Origin of the sequence: Georgenia sp. M64 (assembly GCF_038049925.1) — a bacterium.
Lineage (GTDB): Bacteria > Actinomycetota > Actinomycetes > Actinomycetales > Actinomycetaceae > Georgenia.
This window is the reverse complement of sequence record NZ_CP145809.1, coordinates 1,724,998-1,748,307: the sequence shown is the minus strand read 5'-3', so window position 1 is coordinate 1,748,307 and position 23,310 is coordinate 1,724,998. Positions and strand designations below refer to the sequence as shown.

Annotated in this window: 21 protein-coding genes; 15 read left to right on the top strand and 6 right to left on the bottom strand. The window is 69.6% G+C overall.

From position 1 onward, the window contains the following. Positions 1-49 precede the first annotated feature (49 nt). Positions 50-1,378: an NAD(P)/FAD-dependent oxidoreductase gene (locus tag AAEM63_RS07880; RefSeq protein WP_341361337.1), complete on the bottom strand. Its 1,329-nt coding sequence runs from the start codon at positions 1,376-1,378 to the stop codon at positions 50-52. A 23-nt stretch (positions 1,379-1,401) separates the two neighbouring features. Beyond that, on the bottom strand, positions 1,402-1,713 hold the full coding sequence (locus AAEM63_RS07875) for a thioredoxin family protein (protein WP_341360989.1): 312 nt from the start codon (positions 1,711-1,713) through the stop codon (positions 1,402-1,404). Between the two features lie 49 nt (positions 1,714-1,762). On the opposite strand from AAEM63_RS07875, the gene AAEM63_RS07870 reads away from it, so the two are divergent. From AAEM63_RS07870 to AAEM63_RS07860, 3 genes are all read left to right on the top strand, one after another. Continuing rightward, the gene (locus tag AAEM63_RS07870) at positions 1,763-2,182 is read left to right on the top strand and encodes a heavy metal-responsive transcriptional regulator (RefSeq protein WP_341360988.1); all 420 of its coding nucleotides are present in this window, start codon (positions 1,763-1,765) and stop codon (positions 2,180-2,182) included. A gap of 1,043 nt (positions 2,183-3,225) precedes the next feature. Then, the gene (locus tag AAEM63_RS07865) at positions 3,226-3,828 is read left to right on the top strand and encodes a DUF305 domain-containing protein (RefSeq protein WP_341360987.1); all 603 of its coding nucleotides are present in this window, start codon (positions 3,226-3,228) and stop codon (positions 3,826-3,828) included. A gap of 82 nt (positions 3,829-3,910) precedes the next feature. Further along, entirely contained in the window at positions 3,911-5,437 is a 1,527-nt protein-coding gene (locus tag AAEM63_RS07860) for an FAD-dependent oxidoreductase (RefSeq protein WP_341360986.1), read from the top strand. Between the two features lie 397 nt (positions 5,438-5,834). Here the strand turns inward: AAEM63_RS07860 and AAEM63_RS07855 are convergent, their stop codons facing one another. From AAEM63_RS07855 to istA, 3 genes are all read right to left on the bottom strand, one after another. Further along, positions 5,835-6,143 (bottom strand): hypothetical protein, encoded by a 309-nt coding sequence (locus AAEM63_RS07855; RefSeq protein WP_341360985.1) that lies wholly within the window; start codon positions 6,141-6,143, stop codon positions 5,835-5,837. Positions 6,144-6,875: 732 nt separating this feature from the next. After that, complete coding sequence (gene istB / locus AAEM63_RS07850; protein ID WP_341358079.1) at positions 6,876-7,685, bottom strand: IS21-like element helper ATPase IstB; 810 nt, start codon at positions 7,683-7,685, stop codon at positions 6,876-6,878. Beyond that, positions 7,685-9,217, bottom strand: coding sequence for an IS21 family transposase (istA, locus tag AAEM63_RS07845; protein ID WP_341358078.1), 1,533 nt, complete (start codon positions 9,215-9,217; stop codon positions 7,685-7,687). The genes istB and istA overlap by 1 nt, the downstream gene beginning before the upstream one ends. A gap of 631 nt (positions 9,218-9,848) precedes the next feature. Here istA and AAEM63_RS07840 point away from each other — a divergent pair. The 5 genes from AAEM63_RS07840 to AAEM63_RS07820 all read left to right on the top strand — a co-directional run bounded on the left by AAEM63_RS07840 (position 9,849) and on the right by AAEM63_RS07820 (position 16,024). Then, positions 9,849-10,904, top strand: a complete 1,056-nt coding sequence (locus tag AAEM63_RS07840; RefSeq protein WP_341360984.1) for a DUF418 domain-containing protein — start codon at positions 9,849-9,851, stop codon at positions 10,902-10,904. Between the two features lie 346 nt (positions 10,905-11,250). Next, the gene (locus AAEM63_RS07835; RefSeq protein ID WP_341360983.1) at positions 11,251-12,732 is read left to right on the top strand and encodes a gamma-glutamyltransferase; all 1,482 of its coding nucleotides are present in this window, start codon (positions 11,251-11,253) and stop codon (positions 12,730-12,732) included. A gap of 168 nt (positions 12,733-12,900) precedes the next feature. Next, positions 12,901-13,977 (top strand): ABC transporter permease, encoded by a 1,077-nt coding sequence (locus tag AAEM63_RS07830; RefSeq protein WP_341360982.1) that lies wholly within the window; start codon positions 12,901-12,903, stop codon positions 13,975-13,977. Further along, positions 13,974-15,116, top strand: a complete 1,143-nt coding sequence (locus AAEM63_RS07825) for an ABC transporter permease (protein ID WP_341360981.1) — start codon at positions 13,974-13,976, stop codon at positions 15,114-15,116. The genes AAEM63_RS07830 and AAEM63_RS07825 overlap by 4 nt, the downstream gene beginning before the upstream one ends. Continuing rightward, positions 15,113-16,024: an ATP-binding cassette domain-containing protein gene (locus AAEM63_RS07820; RefSeq protein WP_341360980.1), complete on the top strand. Its 912-nt coding sequence runs from the start codon at positions 15,113-15,115 to the stop codon at positions 16,022-16,024. Before AAEM63_RS07825 ends, AAEM63_RS07820 begins: the two co-directional genes overlap by 4 nt. Before the next feature lie 150 nt (positions 16,025-16,174). On the opposite strand, the gene AAEM63_RS07815 is transcribed toward AAEM63_RS07820, so the two are convergent. Continuing rightward, positions 16,175-17,836 (bottom strand): IS1634 family transposase, encoded by a 1,662-nt coding sequence (locus tag AAEM63_RS07815; protein ID WP_341360979.1) that lies wholly within the window; start codon positions 17,834-17,836, stop codon positions 16,175-16,177. 381 nt (positions 17,837-18,217) lie between these two features. Between AAEM63_RS07815 and AAEM63_RS07810 the strand changes: the two genes are divergently transcribed. The 7 genes from AAEM63_RS07810 to AAEM63_RS07780 all read left to right on the top strand — a co-directional run bounded on the left by AAEM63_RS07810 (position 18,218) and on the right by AAEM63_RS07780 (position 23,260). Further along, positions 18,218-18,619 (top strand): four-helix bundle copper-binding protein, encoded by a 402-nt coding sequence (locus AAEM63_RS07810; protein ID WP_341360978.1) that lies wholly within the window; start codon positions 18,218-18,220, stop codon positions 18,617-18,619. 73 nt (positions 18,620-18,692) lie between these two features. Beyond that, complete coding sequence (locus AAEM63_RS07805) at positions 18,693-19,301, top strand: DUF305 domain-containing protein (protein ID WP_341360977.1); 609 nt, start codon at positions 18,693-18,695, stop codon at positions 19,299-19,301. Positions 19,302-19,481: 180 nt separating this feature from the next. Beyond that, a complete protein-coding gene (locus AAEM63_RS07800) occupies positions 19,482-19,718 on the top strand; it encodes a hypothetical protein (RefSeq protein ID WP_341360976.1) in 237 nt (78 codons plus the stop codon). Further along, positions 19,715-20,431 carry a hypothetical protein gene (locus tag AAEM63_RS07795; protein ID WP_341360975.1) on the top strand — a complete coding sequence of 239 codons (717 nt, stop codon included), beginning with the start codon at positions 19,715-19,717 and terminating at the stop codon, positions 20,429-20,431. The genes AAEM63_RS07800 and AAEM63_RS07795 overlap by 4 nt, the downstream gene beginning before the upstream one ends. Beyond that, positions 20,428-21,165: a response regulator transcription factor gene (locus AAEM63_RS07790; protein WP_341360974.1), complete on the top strand. Its 738-nt coding sequence runs from the start codon at positions 20,428-20,430 to the stop codon at positions 21,163-21,165. Before AAEM63_RS07795 ends, AAEM63_RS07790 begins: the two co-directional genes overlap by 4 nt. A 23-nt stretch (positions 21,166-21,188) precedes the next feature. Further along, positions 21,189-22,382, top strand: coding sequence for an ATP-binding protein (locus AAEM63_RS07785; protein WP_341360973.1), 1,194 nt, complete (start codon positions 21,189-21,191; stop codon positions 22,380-22,382). Beyond that, the gene (locus tag AAEM63_RS07780; protein WP_341360972.1) at positions 22,379-23,260 is read left to right on the top strand and encodes an ion channel; all 882 of its coding nucleotides are present in this window, start codon (positions 22,379-22,381) and stop codon (positions 23,258-23,260) included. Before AAEM63_RS07785 ends, AAEM63_RS07780 begins: the two co-directional genes overlap by 4 nt. Positions 23,261-23,310: the final 50 nt, after the last annotated feature.

The following is a 23,310-nucleotide window of genomic DNA, read 5'->3' as shown; positions in this document are numbered from 1 at the left end:
GGCCTGGCAGCAGAGATGGTTCTGGCCGCGAACTCGAGGATTGCCGGGGTCAGAGGATGGATCCGAGGTCTGATCCGACGGTGGGGTAGGCGGCGGTCATGGACCTCAGCTGCCGGGTGGTGAGTTGGAGCTTCATGGCGAGGCCGACGAAGTTGATGACTTCGCCGTACTCGGGGCCGAGGAGGTGTCCGCCGACGATCCGGTCAGTGGACCTGTCGATGAGGATCTTGGTGGCTGCGGCGGTCTCACCGATCCGGTAGTTGGAGTACCAGCCGCTGGTGTCGTGGTAGCGGACGTCGATGTCGATGCCCTGGTCTCGAGCCTCTTGCTCGAGCATTCCCACCCGCGTCAGTTCCGGGATGGTGAAGACCGCCGTGGGGACGCCTGTGTAGTCGGGGATGGTGGTGGTGGCTTTGAGCATGTTGGACGCGGCGACCTTGCCCTCGAACACCGCGACCGGTGTCAGCGGCATCCCGGGGCTGTTGGCTGAGTCGCCGGCGGCGTAGACCGCCGGGTTGGTGGTGCTCTGCAGATGGGCGGCGACGCGCACTCCGCGCTCGTCCCACTCGACACCGGCGGCGTCGAGGTCGAGGCCGGCCAGGTCGGGTATCCGGCCCGCGCCGTGCACGACGAGGTCGAACTGCGCCGTCTCGGGTTGGCCGGATCGCTCGATGCTCACCTTGAATCCGGTGTCGGACTTCTCGATCGCGGTGACCGTGGTGGAGCGCCACAGCTCGATCCCGGCGTCGGCGCCGCGACTGATGAGGAGCTCGACGAGGTCGGGGTCGAAGGTCTTGAGCGGCCGCGGCCCGCGGTCGAGGATGACCGGCGTGCTGCCCGCGCGCGCCGCGATGTGAGCGAACTCGAAGGAGATGAAGCCACCACCGACGAACAAGATCCGCTCCGGCAGCTCGGGAAGCTCCATGAAGCCGGTGCTGTCGACCAGGTGCTCGTCGCCGGGAAAGTCCAGCGGCCGGGGCCGGGCGCCGGCGGCGATCAGGAAGTGTGCCGCCTCGTAGGTGGTGCCGCCGATCGCGATGCTGTTCGCGCCCGTGAACCGGGCCCGGCCGTGGAGCGTGTCGACGCCGTTGCGGGCGAGGCCGTCCTCGGTCTTTCTCGGCACGGTGTCGGTGAAGCCGTGCTTGTGCTTGATCAGGTCGGCCCAGTTGATCGACAGGTCGGCATCGTCGATGCCCTTGCCCCGCATCAGCCGGGCGCTGTCGATGATCTCGGCACCGCGACGCAGGATCTTCTTCGGGTCACACCCGCGCAGAGCGCACGTGCCGCCGTAGGGCAGCGCGTCGACGATCGCGACCCTCCAGCCCGCGGCAGCGCACTTGTTCGCCGCCGCGACGCCGGCCATGCCCGCTCCGATCACGATCAAGTCATGGCCGTGCATCATCACGCCCCTCCGCTGTCACGCCCGAGCGCTGCCCGGAGCTGCTCCATCGTCGGTGCGCCCGCCAGGCCGTCGGGCGTGCAGTAGACCCGGCACGACAGCCCAACCCCGGCGCCCGGCTCGGCGAAGACATCGACACCGTCGACCACGATGCTCGGCGAGCCATGGAACCCCACCCGGTCGGCCTCCTCCACCGTCTCGACGCGGTGACGGCTCACCACGACATCCGGGCGCTCGGCGGCGATCACGGCCAGCCGCTGGTCGGCGATCCGCCAGTTCGGGCAGTTCTCGAAGTACAACAAGGAGACGTCCATGCCCGCGACGCTAAACCTTGTACCGTGGTAGAAGGTCAAGGGGTGGAGGATGGACGAGATGTTGATCGGTGAGCTTGCCGAGGCTGTCGGCGTGACCAGCCAGACCGTCCGGTTCTACGAGCGCAAGGGCCTCTTGCCCGACGCCGAACGGGGCGCCAACGGCTACCGGGTCTACGACGACTCCACGCTGGTCCGGTTGCGCTTCATCAACGTGGCACAGGCTGCCGGGCTCACCCTCTCCGAGATCCGCAGCATCATCGACCTCCGCGATGACGGGACCGTGCCCTGCGCGCACGTGGCCACGCTCATCGACACCAAGCTCGCTGACGTCCGGACACGAATCAGACACCTTGCCGCATTACAGGCCGAGCTCGAAGCAATCCGCGAGCACAGCCACCTGCTCGACCCCGCCGACTGCACAGACAACGACATCTGCCACATCCTCAGTAGCGCGCCGAAGGATCACTAGCCGACCCCGAGAACGACCACGCGCTACGACCGAGGCCGCAAGATTCTCGACCGTCAGTTGCGTCCGGCAGCGTGGCCGCTCAGCTGAGTAGTCGCCCGGCTCGTTGCTCGGCGTATGCGTCGCGTAGCGACCATTCGGCGGCACCCGTCGGTCGATCTGCTCGCGCCGCGGCGAGAACTGACTGAGGACCCCCGTAAACGGATTGTTCTCCCGGTGCGCACGCCTCATCGGTGCCGAAAGTCCCTCCGTTGTGCTCACTGGCACCACAATCACCGCGTCCGGCGCGGCTGTGGGTGTCAACGTCACCCTCGGGTCGACGAGGAACTGGTCACGCACCGTGCGGGTAACCGGCGCTTCGACGAGACTTAGCTCGTAGGGGACGTACTCGCCGATCGAGCGGAGGAACGTAATCACCTCCCGGTGATGCACATTCAGCTCCGCCGCGAGGTCCCTGACGCGCACTCGATCGCGCTTCCGGCTGCTGCAATCTGATGCGATGAGACATCAGGAGACTCCTCTTTAGCGGGCGGGTGCCGCAGGCGCAAGTGTGCGCCACGCGATCGGACAAGCGCTCGGCGTGGTTCTCGGGCGTGTCGGCCGTGTCACCGCCAGGCTCGTTTCTCCTGCTCCTCCACTGCCGGCTGTGTCGCGCTCCGACTGGCAGGACAGCTCGAGCACCTTCTCGACCGGAGCAAGAACCTTGATCCCGGCGGATGCATCGCCCAGGCCGCCGTAGGAGAACACCAGGCGGATGTTACCGAGAGTCCCCGTTCGGCGGGTCGTACTCCCCGGCGAGGAGCCGACGTCCTTGCGGTGACGGCCGCCCGTTGGAGAGGTAGCGGTCGTCGGCCAGGCCGACCGACCCGCTGCCGTAGCCCTCGAGCTCGTTCCGTGTGTCCGTCGTTGGCTCTTTGATCAGAGACCGATGCCAGCCTGGCCCCCGCTCCACGTGCGCTCGGCCGGGAGCTCCCATAACGTCGGTGGCATCCAGCTGCGCCATAGCCGGTGCGGCGTCTGTGACGATGTCTGGGAAGGAGCCCCTAGTGTCCACAAGTCAGCAGCACGGATCTGACGCGGAGCACGACAACGGCGGAGACAGGTCCGGCCACACGAAGAAGATGTACCTGCGGTTCGCGGCGATGATCTTGACGGCGATGGTCGTCATGTACTGGGTGATGTTCGTCGGCTCATGGGAGTGGAGCCACGTCCGCTTCAGCGAGAGCCGGGTGTTCATGGCGCTGGCCATGGGCGGCTCCATGGGGCTGGTCATGCTGGCCTGGATGCTGAACATGTACAAGAACACCAAGGCTAACGTGGCGATCGTGGCCGTCAGCGTCCTGCTGTTCGGCGGAGCGGTGTTCCTGGACCGTAGTCAGACCACGGTGGCTGACAACGACTTCATGCAGGCGATGATCCCGCACCACTCCTTGGCCATCACCCGTGCCGAGCGTTCCCAGCTGTCCGACGTCCGGGTGTGCGAGCTCGCCGTGGAGATCAGCGAGGCACAGCGCCGCGAGATCGACGAGATGGACTGGCTCATTGAGGACATTCGGGAGAACGGCGTGGTGACTACGCAAGCGGAGCTTGAGGCTCGCCCGGTCCCGGACTTCGACGTCGCCGCCGACCGCACCTGCGCACCGGAGTGACATTGGACAGCCCGTTCGTCCACCATCCGACAGGGTTCGGGCAACGCTGACCGAAGACAGCCGCCGACCAAAGGAGCGATACATGCCCGTTCGCGCCGGACGCCACCTCTCGCCGTGGGTGGAGACGATGTCTCCGCCTGATCTCGGCTCCACCGCGTTTCGAGACGTCCCAGCCGACGTCGTCGTCATCGGTGCAGGCATTACCGGGATCACGGCCGCGCTTCTGCTGCAGCGAGCCGGGCTGCGGGTGGTCGTGGTGGAGGCGGAGCAGGTCGGCAGGTCAGTGACCACGGCCTCCACGGTCAAGGTCACCTTCGGCCACAAAACGCTCTACTCGACGATCGAGCAGGGCCTTGGTCTGGACGCCGCTGCAGCGTATGCCCAGGCCAACGTTGCCGGATTCGGCCAGCTCCTGGACCTCGCCCGTTCCCTGAGTACCGACTGCATGCTCGAGCACGGACACCCGCACATCATCTACGCCGAGCGCGAGGATGAGGTCGAACAGATCCAGAAGGAGGCCGATGTCGCGCAGCGGATCGGGCTGCCGGTCTCACTCGGCCACGAGGCGCCGGTGCCGTTCCCGGTGGCAGCAGCGGTGACCTTCGAAAATCAGGCGCATTTCCACCCCGGGCGGTACCTCGCCGCTCTTGCCGAGACGTTCGTCCGTGAGGGCGGCACCGTGATCGAGGGGGTGCGGGCCCGTGACGTCGATGAGGACGGCGGCGTGTGCCAGGTTGACACGACCGCCGGGTGTCTCTCGGCCGCGCACGTCGTCGTCGCCACCCAGTACCCGTTCTTGGACCGGGGCGGGCAGTTCGCTCAGCTGAGCGCACGCCGCTCGTACGGGATCGCCGGGGTGCTCCCGGACGGGGTCCCCGCGGGGATGACGATTAACGTTGGTTCGCCCACCCACTCCACCCGCAGCGCCACGCTCGGTGGGGAAAAGCTGTTGATCGTGGTGGGCGAGGGCCACGAGGTCGGGCATGTCACCGACAGCGCCGAGCGGTGGGTGCGGCTGGAACAGTGGGCGCAGGAACGGTTCGGGGTCACCGAGTTCCGCAACCACTGGTCCGCGCAGGAGACCAGCACGCCGGACCACGTCCCGTTTGTCGGGTTCATCGCCCCCGGGTCGCATCGTATTTACACCGCGACCGGGTACGACGGGTGGGGCATGACCAACGGCACCGCCGCCGCGATACTCATCCGCGACCTCATCGTGGGTGAACACAACCCCTGGGCGGCCACGTTCGACGCTCGCCGCGCCGAGACCTCCTTGCCAGGCAAGGGGTTCACCAAACACAACCTCCATGTCGCGAAGACGTGGGTGAAGGACCGGGTGGGCGGTGCGCCGACCGGTTCCCTTCAGGACCTGCGAGCTGGTGACGCGGCCGTCCTCGATGTCAGCGGCGAACGGACAGCTGCCTACCGCGACGAACAGGGCGAACTGCACATGGTCTCGGCCGTGTGCACACACATGGGGTGCGACGTCGCCTGGAACGACGGCGAGAAAAGTTGGGACTGCCCCTGCCACGGTTCGCGATTCAACTACGACGGGGCGGTCCTCCACGGACCGGCTACGAGCCCTCTGCTACCGCGTTCTCCGGAGTGAGGCCGGTCTGACCCGGTCTTACAGTTAACGGTGCGCGCGACCATCGATGAGGTCCGCTGCATCGTAGAGGGCGGCGGTGTCGCGCTCGAGGGTCGGGACGATGGCCACAACGCGGCCAGGACCGTGCTGAGGACTACCGAGGCTGCTACAGATCCGGCGGTCGTGGTGATCACCACGACCGCGAGCACGGCGATGGCTACGTATCCGACGGTCCTGAGCACGCCGGTTCTCCCTGGCGTGAGTGCTGGCCGCCGTGTCACCGTCGGTCCGACACGTCAAGGCCTGGTACCGCCACCGCACCGACATCGCCATCGACCACCGCATCCGCGAACGCAAGCACGGCGCGGCCCTGCGGCACCTGCCATGTTGCGGCGTAGACAAGCGCGTTCGGCGGATGTCACGTGATGTGGCGGACCGTTGTCGTCATCATCTCCCCGTGACGGGATTGCCGCTCCACCTGCAAACGCACACCGCTTTCCTGACTACAGGCTCGTAGCGCGGCGACGACGTACGGCGTCGCTTCGGTGTCTAGAGCGACCAACGAACCGACAGCGTCGACAACCCCATACCCGCTTTCCACGCAGTGGCCCATCAGCGCGCACTCCGTCGAATGCTCCATCGCTCGGGCGCGGTACTCAGCCAACGCGTAGCGACGCAGGCAAGCCATGTCGACCACCCAACCCTCCACCCGCTCGTCGTAAGTCATCTGTACCTCCTTATCCGGCTGCGCCTAGTCACGTACACGATGCGCGGGCGGCCGCGCTGGCGCCACCCAACGCCGACGGAGCGGGGTCGTTGCCCTGTCCGGCCGGGGGCACAGGCTCTGGCACGCCGGCCCGCCACAAGGGCCTGGAGGTTGACCGGGGGCCAGGTCAGCCGGCTCATACGCATCGTCGGCGTGGAGGCACCGCCGCAGTCGGGCACCGGACCGTCACCACGGTGCGCGAGGCGCGGGGCGCTGCGGCACCCGGACTTGATCATGCGGACCTGGCATACCGTCAACTGCACCCCACCATGACATTTGAGCGGGACGGGTGATGTTCCAGATCTTCGCGGCCCTCGCCGATTTCGAACGCGCCCGGATCTGTCAGCGCACCGATGCCGGCCTGACCACGGCACACGGAGAAGCGGGCGCTCCGGGCAACAGCCGTCGTAGCTGTCCACTTGATCAGGTGAGGACCGCTCGGCCGATGCACCAGCAGACAAACATGAGCGTCGCCACCTATCGGTCGCCTGACCCGCCAACCCACAAGAGTTGTGGCTCCCCTGTCGGACCGTAAGCTGCCCGTAGGGAGGCAAGCAAGGTCGGGGACCACTGTCAAGGGACAGTGGGAACTGCCCAGGGGCGGTCGTGAGACCTGCCCGGTGACGGTCACGGGATCTGCCCGGTGATGGCCATGGGATCTGCCCAGGGGCTGGCCATCACCGGCCCGGGTGGTCAGGCCAAGGGCGTCACTCCTCGACCGGAGAGGGCCTGGGACAGGCGGACGGACTCGCCGCTGGTCTGGCAGACGTGGGCGTGGTGGAGGAGCCGGTCGACGGTCGCGGTGGCGATGGTCTTGGGCATGAGCTCGTCGAACCCGGCGGGGTGGAGGTTGGAGCTGATCGCGACGGCTCGTTTCTCGTAGGCGGCGTCGACGAGGCGGTAGAGGCCCTCGGCGGCGTCGGTGGCGACCGGGAGGAGGCCGATGTCGTCGACGACCACGAGGTCGGCGCGCAGCACCTTCGCGATGGCCTTGGTGACGGTGTCGTCGGCGCGGTGCCTGCGCAGGAGGGCGCCGAGGTCTTCGAGGGTGAACCACGAGACCCGCAGGCCTTGCTCGACGGCTTGGTGCCCCAGGGCCTCGAGCAGGAACGTCTTCCCGGTCCCCGACGGCCCGCAGACGACGAGGTTCTCCTTGCGGTGGACCCACTCCAGGGTCCGTAGCGCGTGCTGGGTCGGGACCGGGATCGAGGACGCGGCCTCGTCCCAGGCGTCGAACGTCTTGCCGGTGGGGAACCCGGCCGCGGTCCGGCGGGTGGCCAGGGAGGCCCGGTCCCGGCCGGCGGCCTCCTCGGCGAACAGGGCCCGTAGAACCTCGACGGGTTCCCAGCGTTGGGCCTTGGCGGTGGCGATGACCTCGGGTGCCTGGTGGCGGATGTGGGGCAGGCGCAGCCGGCGGAGCAGGGCCTCGAGGTCGCCGGGTAGCGGCGGCGCGGACGGCACTCCCAGGGCCGGCACGCTCGTGCGTGTGGTCGTGGTGGTCATCAGGCCACCTCCTCGACGCCGGGGCTGGCGGGCGGTTGCTGGCCCAGGGCGGCCCAGCCGGCGGTGCCCTGGGTCAAGGAGCGGTCCTCCCCGGCGCGGTGGACCTCACCGTCGCTCGTGCCCGCGTGGTTCAGGATCGAGGGCAGGTCGGCCTCGGCGAAGCGGGCGTGGACGGCGGCGTGGCCCAGGGCCCAGTCGACCTCACCGGGATCGAAGAGCTTGGCCAGGGCGACGGCCTCGGCCATCTTGACCCGCATCTTCGTCGTGCCGGCCGCGGCGGCCTCGCTCAGCCAGAGCCGGGCCCCGTCACCCAGGGCGAGGAACTCGATCTCCGCGGCGCTCTTCGGACGCGGCCGGCGCTCCAGGGCACCGGCCGGGGCGGGCGGGAAGTGCGCGTCGTCGATGCTCGGGGAGCCCGGTGTGGCGCGGGCGTGGCGGGCGACCTCGACCGGGCCGGACTCGCCGGCGTGGACGATGACGACCTGCTCCCCAGGCCCGGCGCCGTAGGTGCGGACCCACACCCTCTCCCCGAGGAGGTGATGCGGCACGGAGTACTGCCCGGCCTCGAAGGTCACCATCGGGGAGTTCGCCGGCACCTGCCGTGTCAGCCCGAACGCGACCGTGTGCGGGGCCGCCGGCAGGGCATGCAGGCGGGCGCGTTCCTCGGCCAGCATCTCCGCCGGGACCCGCCGGGTGACCCGGTGGACCCGGTGATTGACCAGATCGGTGAACGCCTGACAGGCCGCCTCGAGCTCGGCGAACGAGGCGTAACCGGGCAGCAGGTTCGTCTCCTTCGGGACCAGGTCGGCCTTGGCGACCTTGACCGTGGCCTCCGTCCCGCCCTTGCTTGCCGGGTCGGCCGGCTCGCACGTGAGCACGCTGACCCCGTAGTGCCGGGCGAAGGCCACCATCTGCGGGTTCCGCACCGCCATCCCGGCGATGTGCTCGACGGTGACGGTCTTCTCGTTGTCGGTCAGCACATACGTCGGCACCCCACCCAGAACCCGGAAGACCTGGTCCAGGGCGGCGAACACGCTCGGCATCGTCTTGTCCCTGATCGCCAGCACGACCCGGAACCTCGACCACGCCAGCCACGCGCAGAACAACACCGTCCGCGCGCCGTCGATGACCGGGCCGTCACCGAAGTCGTACTGCAACCACAGCCCCGGCTCGGTGACCCAGGGCCGATGCACCCGGGCCCTGCCCTGCCGGTAAGCCTTCTTCACCGCCGCGACCGCCCGGCGGGTTGTCCGCTCCGACCCGGTGAATCCCAGGGCAACCAGCTTGTCATGGGCGATGTCGGCGCGGATCTTGCCGTTGCTCTTGTCCACCCACTCCTCGACCTTGGGCAAGAACTCATCGATCAGCTGCGGACGGGCCGCCGGCCTCTCGCTCAACCGTCCCGCGTCACGAGCGGCGACGTATCGGGCGACGGTGTGATGGGAGACCCCGGCGAGCTCGCCGGCGTCCCTGTACGAACCAGTCAGATCAAACGCTTCGAGAATTTCCATGATCTCCTCGGCAGACTTCACGTTGTCCCTCCTCGGGGCGATGGGCGCTTCAGCACCGCCATCGCACCCGAGGAGGGGCCCCGAACCGCGTCAGCGCGGCAGGGCAGGAATGTCGTGTCGGGCAGATCCCATGACCGTCAGCGGGCAACTCTCACGACCGCCACCGGGCAGCTATCTGGCCGCCTCCGGGCAGTCTCCCGTGGCCGCCAACAGACCACCGCCGGCAGGCCCTGCGTGTCGCGTGTCGATAACCACATCCCTTGTCCACCCTCCGTACGGCCCGCGGGTGCCGGCGAGGACGAGCCCGGGTATGAAGAAGCAATGAAGGCCGTTACCAAAATGTGACACAGGTGGGCCGTGCAGCTAGCGTGGCTCCCTGTGGATCGCAACCCGGCGTTCGGACAGGCGTGTCCCGCTGCCGCCCAACCTCGCGTGCGAGAAGCATGCACTTCGGAGACACCCTGCGGCACTCGGACAAGAAGGCCCATCGGTGCCCGCCCCTAGCAGGCGCAGCTCCTCGTGCCACAGTGAGATCGGAATCTTGGTGACGGCAGTCAGACCGGCCCCCGCGGCCCCCATCAGCTCACCGCCCTCCCATGGGCGTGGACGGGTCGCGGCGATCGACGCCGCCCGCGCCCTCGCCGTCATAGGCATGATCGTCGTTAACGTCGGCCCGCGCAGCGGGGACAGCATCGCCGAGGTCCTCTACCGGCTTCCCCTCGGGCGAGCCTCTCTCCTGTTCGTCCTCCTCGCCGGGGTGGGCATCTCGCTTCTCACGAGGCGGGCCCGTCTGCCGGGGGGCCGCCTACCCTGGTCCACCCTGCTCTGGCGCGCGGGCCTGCTCATGGCGGGAGGGCTTGCGCTTCAGTTGCTGGACCACGGCGTCAGCGTGATCCTGCCGACCTACGCCCTGCTGTTTGTCATCGCGATCCCGCTGGTTCGCGCGGGCAGCCGCGTCGTCGGGCTTCTTGCCGTCGCGCTCACCGTGCTTGGCCCAGTCGCATGGATCGGTCTGCAAAGGATTCAGGGGGTCACCTGGGACGTCCGGTCGGCGACGGCTGCCGACTCGCCGTCTGAGATCCTGCACAACGTACTTCTCTCGAGCCCCTATCCCGTCATCACGTGGGCCGGGCCTTTCCTGCTCGGCATGTGGCTGGGCCGACTCGATCTGGCTGACCGGGCCCTTCAGCACCGGATGATCCTGTTCGGTGCGTTTGCGACAGTGATCGGTCGCGCTGTGTCTCTGGTCCTGGTCGCATGGCAGGGTGATCCAGCAGAGGCCGTCGGGTTCGACCGACTGGTGACCTCGGTTGCCCACTCACAGATGCCGCTCTGGTTGATCAGTGGCACGGGGAGCGGTGTCCTCGTCCTCGGTCTGCTGTTGCGAGCCGGCACCGTTGTGGAACGCCGACTGCGGCCGCTGGTCGCCGCGGGACAGCTGGCACTGACGATCTACGTGGCCCACCTCCTGGTTCTCGATCTGCTCGTCCGGCCCGAGCCTCACGTCCTCGCCGAGGGCATCGCCATCAGCCTCGCCCTGAGCGCCTCAGCACTGATCTTCGCGACCTGGTGGCGCCGGAACTTCGACCGCGGACCGCTTGAACGGCTGCTCCGGCCGCCGTGGAGAGAGGCGAACGCCCCGGACGGGCTCGGCGAGATCCTCACCCAGCGGTCGGCCGCTCCCGGACGACTTTCTGCCTCCCGGTAACCCGCCCAGGATCCCCATTCCGGATCCCATGCCGACCATCAACCGTCGCCGCCCGTCACGAGACGCTCTGCAGTCTCGGCGTCGTGAGCTGCGCAGAGGAGGAAACCCGTTGCTAGCCCGCCTGAGCCGATCTGTCCCTGCCGCCGGCGCGGCGCTCGCCCTCGCCCTCGTGGCCGGATGCTCCCAGACACCGGCCCCTGCGCCCTCGCCGACACCAGCCCCCGCACCCTCAGCCGCCCCCAACGCGTCGGAGCCGCCGACGAGCCCGGGACCGACGACGCAGTCCCCATCGGCGTTGGTGAACCAAGCCGTCAGTGCGGCGCATCCGGCAGCGGTCGAGGCGGGCATGAGCGTGCTGGCGGGCGGCGGCAACGCGGTCGACGCGGCGATCGCCGCAGCGTTCGCGGTGTCGGTGGTCGAGCCGTTCGCATCGGGGGTCGGCGGCGGCGGGTCGGCGATCGTGGCATCCACGGGCGGCGAGCCGCTGAACTACGACTATCGGGAGGTCGTCGCCCAGGACGGCACCATCCCCGAGTCCGGAACCGGCATCCCCGGGTTCGTCGCTGGTATGGCCGCCCTCCACGAGGACCACGGCCGACTGGACTGGGCACAGCTCGTCCAGCCCGCGATCGACCTCGCCGCCGACGGCTTCCCGATCTCGGACTTCCTCGCCCTGCGGATGCGCAGCGACTACGGACCGGCCGCCGTCTCCGACCAGCGGCAGTTCAACGGCCTCGGAGGCATCTTCCCCCTGGGCGCGGGCGACGAGCTCGTCCAAGAAGAGCTCGCGGAGACGCTCACCGTCCTCGCCGAGGACGGGCCACAAAGCTTCTACACCGGCTCGATTGCCGACCGGCTCGACGACGTCGACGGGATCGACCTCGCCTCGCTCGCCGCGTACGACGTGGTCCGCTCGGAGCCGGTCCGCGGGAGGGTCGGAGACTACGAGATCGTCTCGGCCGCCCCGGCCCTGCCCGGCGTGGCCCTCGTCCAGATGCTCCAGGTCGCCGAGGCGATGGGCATCGCCGGCACCGAACCGGGTTCGGCGGACTACGTCGAGACGCTCTCCAACAGCTGGCTGGTCGCGGACGGGTCGGTCGCGCAGCACCTCGGAGACCCCGCGTTCGTCGACGTCCCGGTCGACGAGCTCACCGACCAGGCCAGGAACGCCGACCTCGCCGACGACATCACGACCTCCGCCGCGTCCGCCGAAGTGTTCGGGTCGGACAACGTCGCCGGCGCCGCGGACCTGGTCCCGGGCAACACGACCCATATCACGGTCGTCGACGCCGACGGGTTGATGGTCTCGATGACCAACACGATCACGAGCTTCTGGGGCGGCGGCGACGCCCAGGCCGTCGGCGGGTTCTTCCTGAACAACCAGCTCTCCCGCTTCGCCGCGCTCGACACCCCGCAGAACCAGCCCGCACCGGGCCGGCGTTCGGTCAGCTGGGCCACCCCCACCGTCGTCCTCGACGAACAGGGCCGCCCGGTCCTGGGAGTGGGCACCCCCGGTGGCCACCAGATCCCGACCATCCTCGCCAATGTCCTTGCCCGCTGGGCGCTGCACGACCAGCCGCTCGAGGATGCCGTCGCGGCGCCCCGCTTCCACCTCCAGGACGGCACGCTCACCCTCGAGGAGCCCCCCTCCCCCGAGCTCTCCGCACGACTGGACGACCTCGGCTGGGCCAGCGACGTCGTCACCGTCGAGGAGGCCGTCTTCGGGTCGGTCCAGGCCCTCGAGGTCGACCACGACAGCGGAGAGATCACCGGGGCCGAGGACAACCGCCGGGAGGCGACGTTCGCCGTGACGGCCACCGCCCGGTAAGAGTTGATCGAACGCTCATCGGGTCTTGACCCTGGCCGGTGGTCCGTCTTCGCACACTGGTGAACAGGCCGTCAGCGCCCCACAGAAACCCGGGCCGGGACCGGCCCGGAGGTGGTCGCAGTGGTGCGGTGGGCGACGGCAGGCAAGGTCCCACTGGGACGTCGGCTGATGACTGCGCGCCCGGGGCGGCTGGTTGCCGGTGTGCTCGCGATCGGGCTGGCGCTGATGATGATCCTGCTCCTGGACGGCCTGTGGGCAGGCGTGCAGGAGCGCGCGACCACCTACGAGGACCACCTCGGGGCGGATCTCGTCGTGGTGGCGCCCGGGACGGAGTCGCTCTTCTCCGATCGCAGCACCCTCCCGGCCGAGCTCGCCGACGTCGTCGCTGCCGTGCCCGGCGTGACCGGGACCAGCCGGGCCCGGACGATGTACACGATCCTCGAGCTGCACGGCGACAAGGCAGCGGCCGCCGTCGTCGGCTTCGCTCCGGGTGGACCTGGGGAGCCGTGGGACCTCGCCGAGGGCCGCGCCCCGGCGGACGGCGAGGTCGCCGTCGACCGGCTGCTGTCCCAGGAGCACGGGCTCGCGCTCGCGCTCGGCGACACCCTGCCGCTGATGGGGCGCAACCTCACCGTCGTGGGTCTCACCGACGACACGGCGATGTTCATGACGCCGCTCGTCTTCGTCACCGAGTCGACGCTGACCGACGTCCTCGGCGCTGCAGGCACGACCGGTGTCGTCCTGGTGACCACCGGAAACCCGGAAGCCACGGCCGAGCGCCTGCGGTCGCAGGGACTGACGGTGCGCACCCCCGAGGAGCTGGCCGGTGCCGCACGTGAGTTGACGACACGGATCTTCGGTGTGCCGATCAGGCTGATGGTCGCCGTGGCCTTCGCCGCGGGCGTCCTCATCGTCGCGCTCGTCTCCTACACCATTGTCGCGGAGCACCGCCGCGACCTGGGTGTCCTCAAGGCCATCGGTGCGCCGGCCGCGCGCCTGCGGCTCGTGACCCTGACGCTGACGCTGGGCTTCAGTGTCGTCGGGGCACTGGTGGCCGTCGGCCTTCTCGTCGTGGCCCGGCTCGCGGTGAGTGCCTGGCAGCCCGCGTTCATCGTCGCGGTCACCCCGGCGGCGCTGGGCCGGACCGCCGCCGCCGCGGCGGCCATGGCGCTGCTTGCCGCGTGGGTCCCGGCCCGGCAGGTCAGCCGGGTCGATGCCGCGACCGCGTTCCGGAGCGGGTCATGAGCCACCTCCGGCTTCTCACGGACCTTCGCCGACGGGTACCCCTGGGTCGCCGGGTGCTCTTCGGTGACCGGCGGCGCGGGGTTCTCACCATCACGGGGGTGGCCGTGGCGCTCCTGCTGGTCCTCGTCCTCGATGCCCTCAGGGTCGGTGCCCTGGAGCGCGTCACGGCCTACATCCGAACCTCGAGCGCCGACGTCGTCGTGTCCCAGGAGGGCGTGCGCACCATGCACATGAGTGCTTCCGCGCTCCCCGAGGACACCGCGGAGAAGGCGGCCGCCGTCCCTGGGGTGGCGTGGGCGGTGCCGGTGGCGTTCACCTCCACCGCTGTCGATGGCCCCGACGGACGCCTGCTCACCTACCTCATCGGCTACGACACGCTGACCGGCCGTGGCGGCCCGGTGCGCATCGAGGAGGGACGGGCCCCCGGGCGGGGAGAGGCCCTGGTCGACGACGCCGCTGCCTCGGCGCTGGGCCTGGCCGTCGGTTCGGCCGCCACGGTGCAGGGTGTCCCGCTGACCGTCGTCGGTCTCGCCTCGGGTGGCACGAGCATCACCAACACCACCGTCTTCGTCTCCGCCGAGCAGTTCGCTGATCTCGTCGCGCCCACGGTCTCCTACGTCCTGGTCGCCGGCGACGGTTCGGCGCACTCCGATGAGCTGGCTGCGGAGGTGGAGAAGGTGCTCCCGGGAACCACCGTGCAGACACGGGAGCAGTTCATCGCCTCGGAGTCCGCCGTCGTCGGCGACATGAGTGCCGACCTGCTCACGCTGATGGACCTCGTCGGGTACCTGATCGCGCTGGCCGTCATCGCACTCGGCCTCATGACGTCGACCCTGGACCGGTTGCGTGACTACGGCGTCCTCAAGGCACTGGGAGCGCCCACCCGCCGGCTCGCCGGAACGGTGACCAGCCAGGTGCTCTGGATCACCGGCCTCGCCGTCGCGATCGCGACGATGCTGGCGGTGGTCCTCTCGGCCCTGGTGCCCCTCCTCGCTTCCACGGTAGGGCTCAGCGTGACGGCAGGAAGCGTCGCGAGCGCCGCGATCGGCGCCCTCGCGGCGGGCCTCGCCGGCGCCCTGATCCCCGTCTGGCGTCTCGCTCGGATCGACGCCGCCACAGCCTTCCGGAGCTCACGATGACACCTTCTGCGATCCTTGCCGTGCGCGGACTGACCAAGGACTTCCGGTCCGGGCCGAGCGTCGTGCACGCGGTGCGGGACGTCGACCTGGACGTCGGCGGCGGTGAGGTCGTCCTGGTCATGGGTCCGAGCGGCTCGGGCAAGACCACCCTGCTGCTCATGCTCGGAGCGCTGCTACGTCCCACCTCCGGGAACGTCACCGTGCAAGGCCCGGTGGGCCCGGTGGACGTCACCGCCGCCGGGGAGCGCGCGCTACCGGCCCTGCGGGCCGTCACGTTCGGGTTCGTCTTCCAGGACTACGCACTGCTGGGCGCGTTGACCGCGGCGGAGAACGTCGAGGTGGCCTGCACCCTCGCCGGGGTCGCGGGCCGGGCGGCCTCCGCACGGGCGGCTTCCCTCCTCGACCGGGTCGGGCTCGCCGACCGCGCCCGGTTCCGGCCCGCGCAGCTCTCCGGCGGGGAGCAGCAGCGCGTCGCCGTCGCCAGAGCCCTGGCCAACGACCCGCAGGTCCTGCTGGCGGACGAACCCACCGCCAACCTCGACGCCGCACACGGACGCGACCTCGCCCGGCTGCTGCGGGTGCTCGCTGACGAGGGCAGGGCCGTCGTCATCGTCAGCCACGACACCCGCCTGCGCGAGATCGCCGACCGGGTGCTGTGGCTGGAGGACGGCCAGTTCCGTGAGCTCGCATCCCTGGCGCGGGACCCGGTCTGCGGCATGGATGTCGAGCGCACCGGCCCGCACCTCGAGCGGGGTGGAGTCATCTACTGGTTCTGCTCAGCGGGCTGCCGCGACGAGTTCACCGAGGGCTCCCGGAGGGAACCGCTCCATCGGCACAGGATGCCTGCCGAACCGCGGACGGGGGGCGCGCGGTCGAACGGTGCGACCGAGGGCACACGGGGCACCTGACCTGGTGAGCGACCGCTCCTGCCGCCGACGTCTGCTACGAGTCGTGGAGTGTTCACCATGTTCATCAAATCTTGATGGTGCCCACCGGTATCCCGGGGTGCGGCCCAGCGGGCCCGTGTCTAGCGTCGACCTGGTCAGGCCTGAGTTCGGTCATTCGCTTAGTGCCTGAGATTTCCCGGTCGTGAGGGCGTCGATGATGGTTCGTCGGTCGGGGTCGATCTGCGGCGGGATGGTTTGGGTGGCGCCGTTGGCCGTGATGGTCGCTGAGCGCAGCGGCCGGAGCTGGCGGATGACGTTGCGGATCGCGAGCCCGGAGCGGGCCTGGACCTCGCGGGAGACGGCCAGTGCGGTGAACACGATGGTCAGGTGTGCCTCGATCGCGTCCCGGGTGCGAACGAACATGGGCCGGGCGGCCAGATCGGTCTTGGACATCCGGAACGACTGCTCGACGTGCCAGAGCTCGTGGTATGACCCGATGACCTCACCCGCGGGCATCAGCCGGGCGGGGATGTTCGTGACGTAGCCCTTGAGCCCGACCAGGCGCCGCGCCCTGGCGAGGGCGGCCTCGTCCAGGCTGCGCGCGTCACCGGTGGTCTTGACGAACCGCGGGGTCCGGGTGGCTTTCTCCCCGGCGATGACTGCGCGGGCCCGGTTCTCCTGCAACGTCAACGTCTTCCCATCCCGCGCCGCCCGCTTGGTCGAGTAGGCCCAGACCGCCCGCCACGACCCGGGGTGGCGGTCACGGTCCCAGATCGGCTCGACCTTGACCGCTTCGTTGTTCTCGCTGCGGTGCCGCCCGGTCCGGGGCGTGAGGGTGTCGATGACCTGGGCGTCGGTGAACGCGTCCCCGTGCCAGCGGAAGTGCGAGGCCAGGTCCATCGGCGCCTTGGTCACCCGCGAGCCGACGATGAAGCGCAGGTTCGCCTCCTCCAGCGCGGCCAGGTTGCCCGCCGAGAGCATCCCGGCGTCGGCGACGACGACCATGTCCTCGATCCCGTGCCGGTCCTGGAACTGCTTGACGATCGGCACGATCGTGGCGGTCTCGGCCTGGTTGCCCTCGTAGCAGCCGATCTCGAGCGGGAACCCGTGCCGGTCGACGAGCAGGCCGACGACGATCTGCGGGTCGACGCGGCGTTCCTTGGAGTAGCCGACCTTGCGCAGGTCGTCCTCCTTCTCCGCCTCGAAGTACAACGTCGTCACGTCGTACAAGCACAGCGAGACGTCACCGCTGGTCACCGCGCGGGTGAAGCACAACGCGGCGACCTTGTCCCGGTACGCACCTGGCCCCTCGCCGGCCGCGGCCCGGGCCAGGGTGCGGCGCATCGTCTTCTCACTCACCGGCCTCACCCCCAGGTCGGTCAGCACCCGGGCGGTATCCAGGATCGAGGTCGGCTCCACGATCCGGGCGATCACCAGGTCCCGGAACACCTCGTCACCCAGGGCGTCGAACCCCAGATCGGTGAACACCGCGGCGAGTGCGTCGTAGAGCACCCGAGAGGAGGTCGCCACCACCCGAGGCGGTGCGACCGCTCCCCGCTCCCGTACCGGGGAGCCCGGCTCGCCGAAGAGAGCCGCCACTCCGGGCCGGCCGATCAGCGCCGTTCGGGGCGCCGCCGGCTCGAGGCCGAGGTCGAGCTCGCCCTGGCCCGGGTCGTCCAGCAGCTCCCGCGCCCGCTCGACGAGCAGCCCGAGCTCGGCCTCGGTATGCGCCGACCCGACGTGCACGACGATCCGCCGACGACCCCCGACGGACTCAGCGATCTGCACCGCCGTCGCCCCCGAGGCCGTCCGCACCCGCCGGATCCACGCCACAAACCCCACGGTAGAGCACCAATTAGTGCCTCAGAACCGCCTCCCACGCTCCCATCACCGCAGGTCAGCGAACTACACGACCCCGGAGCGCGACCCAGTGACCAAACTCAGGGCTCCATCGGCACAGGATGCCTGCCGAACCGCGGACGGGGGGCGCGCGGTCGAACGGTGCGACCGAGGGCACGCGGGGCACCTGACCTGGTGAGCGACCGCTCCTGCCGCCGACGTCTGCTACGAGTCGTGGAGTGTTCACCATGTTCATCAAATCTTGATGGTGCCCACCGGTATCCCGGGGTGCGGCCCAGCGGGCCCGTGTCTAGCGTCGACCTGGTCAGGGCACTGCCCCTCGTGCGGTCTCAGCGACGACACACGGAGGAACCGGTGCAGACAGCAGCGATGATGAAGACCTACCCGGCCGAGATCAACCTCGACCGTGACCTCCTCGCCCGCACCGTCGACGCCCTTGTCGAGTGCAGCCAGGCGTGTACCGCCTGCGGCGACGCGTGCCTGAGCGAGGACATGGTCGCCGAGCTCCGTCAGTGCGTCCGCACCAACCTCGACTGCGCGGACATCTGCGGCACCAGCGCACGTGTGCTCTCCCGGCACACCGGCTACGACGCCAACATCACCCGCGCCCAGCTGGAGGCTTGTGTCCGGGCGTGCCGCTCCTGCGGGGACGAGTGCTCCGCGCACGCGGAGATGCACGAGCACTGCAAGGTCTGCGCCGAGAGCTACCGCCGCTGCGAGCAGGCGTGCACCGAGCTCCTCGCCGCGATCGGCTGACCCCGGTCGCTTCTGTCACCACTGGAGCACACACATCCCGACCGAACAGCAGGAGTCAACGAAGGAGCGAGTCATGAACGTCAGTCACCACCGTCGCACCCGCCGCCCCGCGGCCTTCCTCGCCGCCGGAGCGCTCGGTGTGAGCGCCTTCACGGGTGCCGGCATCGCTGTCACCGCAGTGCCGGCGTTCGCCGAGGCCCCGGCCGCCGACGCGCAGGCCGCCAGGTTCGAGGAGGACTTCCTCAAGGACATGATCGACCATCACGCCATGGCGGTGATGATGGCCGAGATGTGCGTGGACAAGGCCGTCCACCCTGAGCTCGTCAGCACCTGTGAGTCGATCATCGCCTCACAGTCCGCGCAGATCGAGCAGATGCAGGGCTGGCTTCAGGACTGGTACGGCGCAACCCACGAACCGGACATGACCGGCATGCAGTCCATGCACCGCCTCATGGAGCTCGACGGCGCGGAGTTCGAGATCGCATTCATGCGCTCGATGATCCGCCACCACTGGGGTGCGATCCGGGAGGCCGAGACGTGCCTCCACAACGCTGAGCACCCCGAGCTGCTCGGCCTGTGCGAGGACATCTACGCGGCCCAGCTCGGTGAGATTGAGCAGATGCAGACCTGGCTCGCCCAGTGGTACGACGTGCGCGGCGGTCGGCCGGTCGAGACCGCGTAGGGAGCGACCGGTCCCCGGGGTCCGCTCCTCGGGGACCACAGACAGGCGCCGACCGATCCGGCCATCTTGATCCGATCTAGAGGTTCGTCTGACAGTCGCTTCACCCTGGCCCTGCATCGTTGTCCTCGTTAGCGGTCAACCACGAGAGAGGACAGGACGATGATGGGTTGGGGATGGGGCATGGGTGTCGGCGGCTGGATCGCCATGGTGGTGTTCTGGGTGGCGCTGATCGCCTTGATCGTCTGGGCGGTCATGCGCGTGTTCCCGAGCGCGGCGAAGGATGAGCCCGGAGCGCGACCGGAGACCCCCCAGGAGATTCTGGACCGGCGCTTCGCCGCCGGTGAGCTGGACGTCGAGACCTATCGGTCGATGCAGGACACGCTCGCCGCAGGCCAGCTCGGAAGGAAGCTGCCATGAGGATCGGCATCACACGCTTCCTGGTGCCGACGGTCGCCCTGGCCGGAGCGCTCGGCTCCGGCACCTGGCTGTTGACCCAGGAGAGCCCCGCATGGGCCTCCACCACCTCGCGAGCCAGCGACGGCTACGGCAGCACCGGCATGATGGGCTACGGCAGCACCGGCATGATGGGCTACGGCAGCACCGGCATGATGGGCTACGGCGTCAACGGCATGATGACGGGAGGTGGGTCGAGTGGGAACGGCACGCCCGTCGACGATCTCGCTGAGGCTCGTGATCGGGCAGAGCTGTACGCCGGCGACCTCGACGGCGAGCTGCAGGTCGGCGAGATCATGGAGTTCGAGAACCACTACTACGCCGACCTTCTGGACGCCGACGGCGCGGGCGTCACCGAGATCTTGGTCGACTCCCGGACAGGAGTGGTACGACCGGAGTACGGGCCGGCCATGATGTGGAACACCCGCTACGGGATGGTGCGCGGCGCCGACACCGCACCTAAGCTCTCGGCGGACGAGGCCTTGGCCGTGGCCGAGCGCGAGGTCGACGAGGAAGGCCTCACCGTGGGGGCGCCGGAAGAGTTCCCCGGGTACTACACCCTGCACACCGTCCGCGAGGGCGAGATCGAGGGCATGCTCTCCGTCAACGCCGTGACAGGTGAGGTGTGGCACCACAGCTGGCACGGTGCGTTCGTCGCGATGTCGGAGGACGGGTGACCGTTGGTGGCCGCGCGGGACAGCCCGCGGACCGTGGCGAGGTCTCACGTCCGCGGGTCCTCGTCATCGAGGACGAGGCTGCGATCGCCCGGGTCGTCCGTGGCTACCTCGAGCGCGAGGGCTTCGAGGTCGTGGTCATGGCCGACGGCGAGACCGGTGTGACCGCTGCACGGGAGAGCTCGCCGGACGTCGTCGTGCTGGACCTCATGCTGCCGGGCATCGACGGGCTGGAGGTGTGCCGCCGGCTCCGGACCTTCTCCGACGCCTACGTCATCATGCTCACCGCCCGCACCGAGGAGATCGACCGGCTGGTGGGACTGTCGAGCGGTGCGGACGACTACGTCGGAAAGCCGTTCTCCGCCCCAGAGCTGGTGGCACGGGTCAAGGCCATGCTCCGCCGGCCCCGGTCCGGCGCGGGACAGGGCCAGTCGGTCCGGCAGCTCGGTGACCTCACCATCGACGTCGGGGCCCGGGAGGTGCGTCGCGGTGCGCATCGTGTGGAGCTCACGCGCACGGAGTTCGACCTGCTGGACGCCCTCTCCGAGCATCCCCGACGGGTTCTGAGCCGCGACCAGCTCTTCGAGCAGGTATGGGGCGGCCAGTGGTTCGGTGACCGTCACGTGGTGGACGTGCACGTGGCGAACCTCCGTCGCAAGCTCGGCGACGACGCGCAGTCCCCGCGCTACATCCGCACCCTCCGCGGGTTCGGCTACGGCCTCGGCGGGGACTTGTGAAACGCTCCCCCGAGGGGCCCCGGTTGGGGGCGAGACTCTTCCTCGCCCAGGCCCTCGTCATCGTGGCCGGAGCATCGACCCTCGCCGTCGTCGCGCTCATCCTCGCACCAGGCCTCTTCGAGGAGCACCTCCGAAGGGTTCCCGAGCCGATCGACGACACGACCCGGCAGCACATCGACGCGGCATTCAGCGGGGCCACCTTCACCTCCCTGTCCGTGGCGATCCTTGCCTCGCTGATCACCGCGCTGGCCGTCAGCTGGTTCGTGACCCGGCGTGTCGTCCGGCCCGTCGAGGCCATGGCGACAGCGGCCGGGCGGATCGCGGCGGGCGACTACACGGCACGGGTGCACATGACGAGGTCGGGCCCCGAGCTGGCCTCCTTGGCCAGTGCGCTCGACCTGACGGCGCACGAGCTGGCAGCCACCGAGCGGACGCGGGCGGAGATGCTTCGCGACGTCGCGCACGAGCTGCGGTCGCCGCTGACCGCGCTGCGAGGCTACATCGATGCCCTGGCTGACGGGGTGCTGCCCCTCGACGGGGACGCCGTCGACACCATGCACGCCGAGCTCGCGCGCGTCGAGCGGCTCGTGGACGACCTGAGCACCGTGTCCCGCGCGGAGGAACGCCGCCTGGACCTCCATCTGCGGGCGGTGGCACCGCGCGACGTGGTGGCCGCCGCCGTCAACGCGGCGCGGGCACGGTTCGCGCGGGCCGGTGTGGACCTCCAGCTCGCCGTCGCCGACGACCTGCCTCCGATCAGCATTGATGAGGACCGGATACAGGAGGTGCTGGCCAACCTCCTGGACAACGCCCTGCGGCACACCCCGCCCGAGGGCGTCGTCACGGTCAGCGCACGGCCCGGGCCCGGCGTCGTCGAGCTCGCAGTGACCGACACCGGTGAGGGCCTGGCACCGGAGCACCTGCGACGGGTGTTCGAGCGCTTCTACCGCGTGGACCCAGGTCGCTCTCGCCAGAAGGGCGGCAGCGGCATCGGCCTGGCCATCGTCCGCGCACTGACGCAGGCCCACGGCGGGCACGTCGCAGCGGAGAGCGCAGGCCCGGGCCAAGGCACGACATTCTCCGTGAAGCTACCGACCGACCTCGACAGACCGAGCCCTCCGCCACGGCCCCGGTCGGCGCGGACCCGGCCGGAGGACCCGCCGAGCGGACGCGGAGGGCCGCCACACCACCCCGATCCCGGAAGGACCACCCATTGAACGTCCTGACCCAGATCCTCGGCGGCACCCTGGTGGCGACCGCACTGTGGGACCTCTTCCACACACTTGCCCATCCCAGCGGGCACGGCGCCCTCAGCAGCCGGCTGCTGGCCCTGGCGTGGCGGCTGTCCAAGCGGCTGGGCCGATCAGCCAGAAGGCTCGCCGGACCGGCGGGTGTACTGATGGTGATCGGTACGTGGGGACTGCTCGTCGTCGTCGGCGCAGCCCTCGTCTACCTCCCTCACCTCCCCGAGTCGTTCAGCTACGGCGCCGGCCTGGACCCGCCGAGCCGCAACATGCTTGTCGACGCCCTCTACCTCTCCCTGGTCACCGTGGCCACGCTGGGCTTCGGGGACATCGTGCCCACCGCCCCGTGGCTTCGACTCCTCATCCCCCTGCAGGCCCTCATCGGCTTCACGCTCCTGACCGGTGCGGTCACCTGGACGCTCCAGATCTACCCGGCACTGACCCGCAGACGAGTGCTCTCCCTCAGGCTCGCTGCCCTGGCGAAGGCACACACGGCTGAGCGACTCGACCAGCTGAGTGAGTGCACCGCCGCTCGGCTCCTGGAGAACCTCGCCGCCGGGCTGACCGAGGTACGGATGGACCTGACGCAGTACACGGAGACCTACTACTTCCGCGAGGTCACGCCGGAAGGCTCCTTGGCACGAACCATCGGGTACGCCGCCGAGCTGGCCGCGGCAGGCCAGCGCTCCTCCCGAGAGGACGTCCGCCTAGCGGCGGACGTCCTCGAGCACACCCTGGTGGGCTTGGCGCACGTGCTGGACGCTCAGTTCCTCCACACCGGACGCGAGACGACGGACGTCTTGAGCGTCTACACCGCCGACCACGCGGAGTCAGCGCGAGGTCGCGGCTGATCGGTCCGTCAGAACCTGAGCGATCCGGCTGCGGCGCGCCGGCGGCCCCA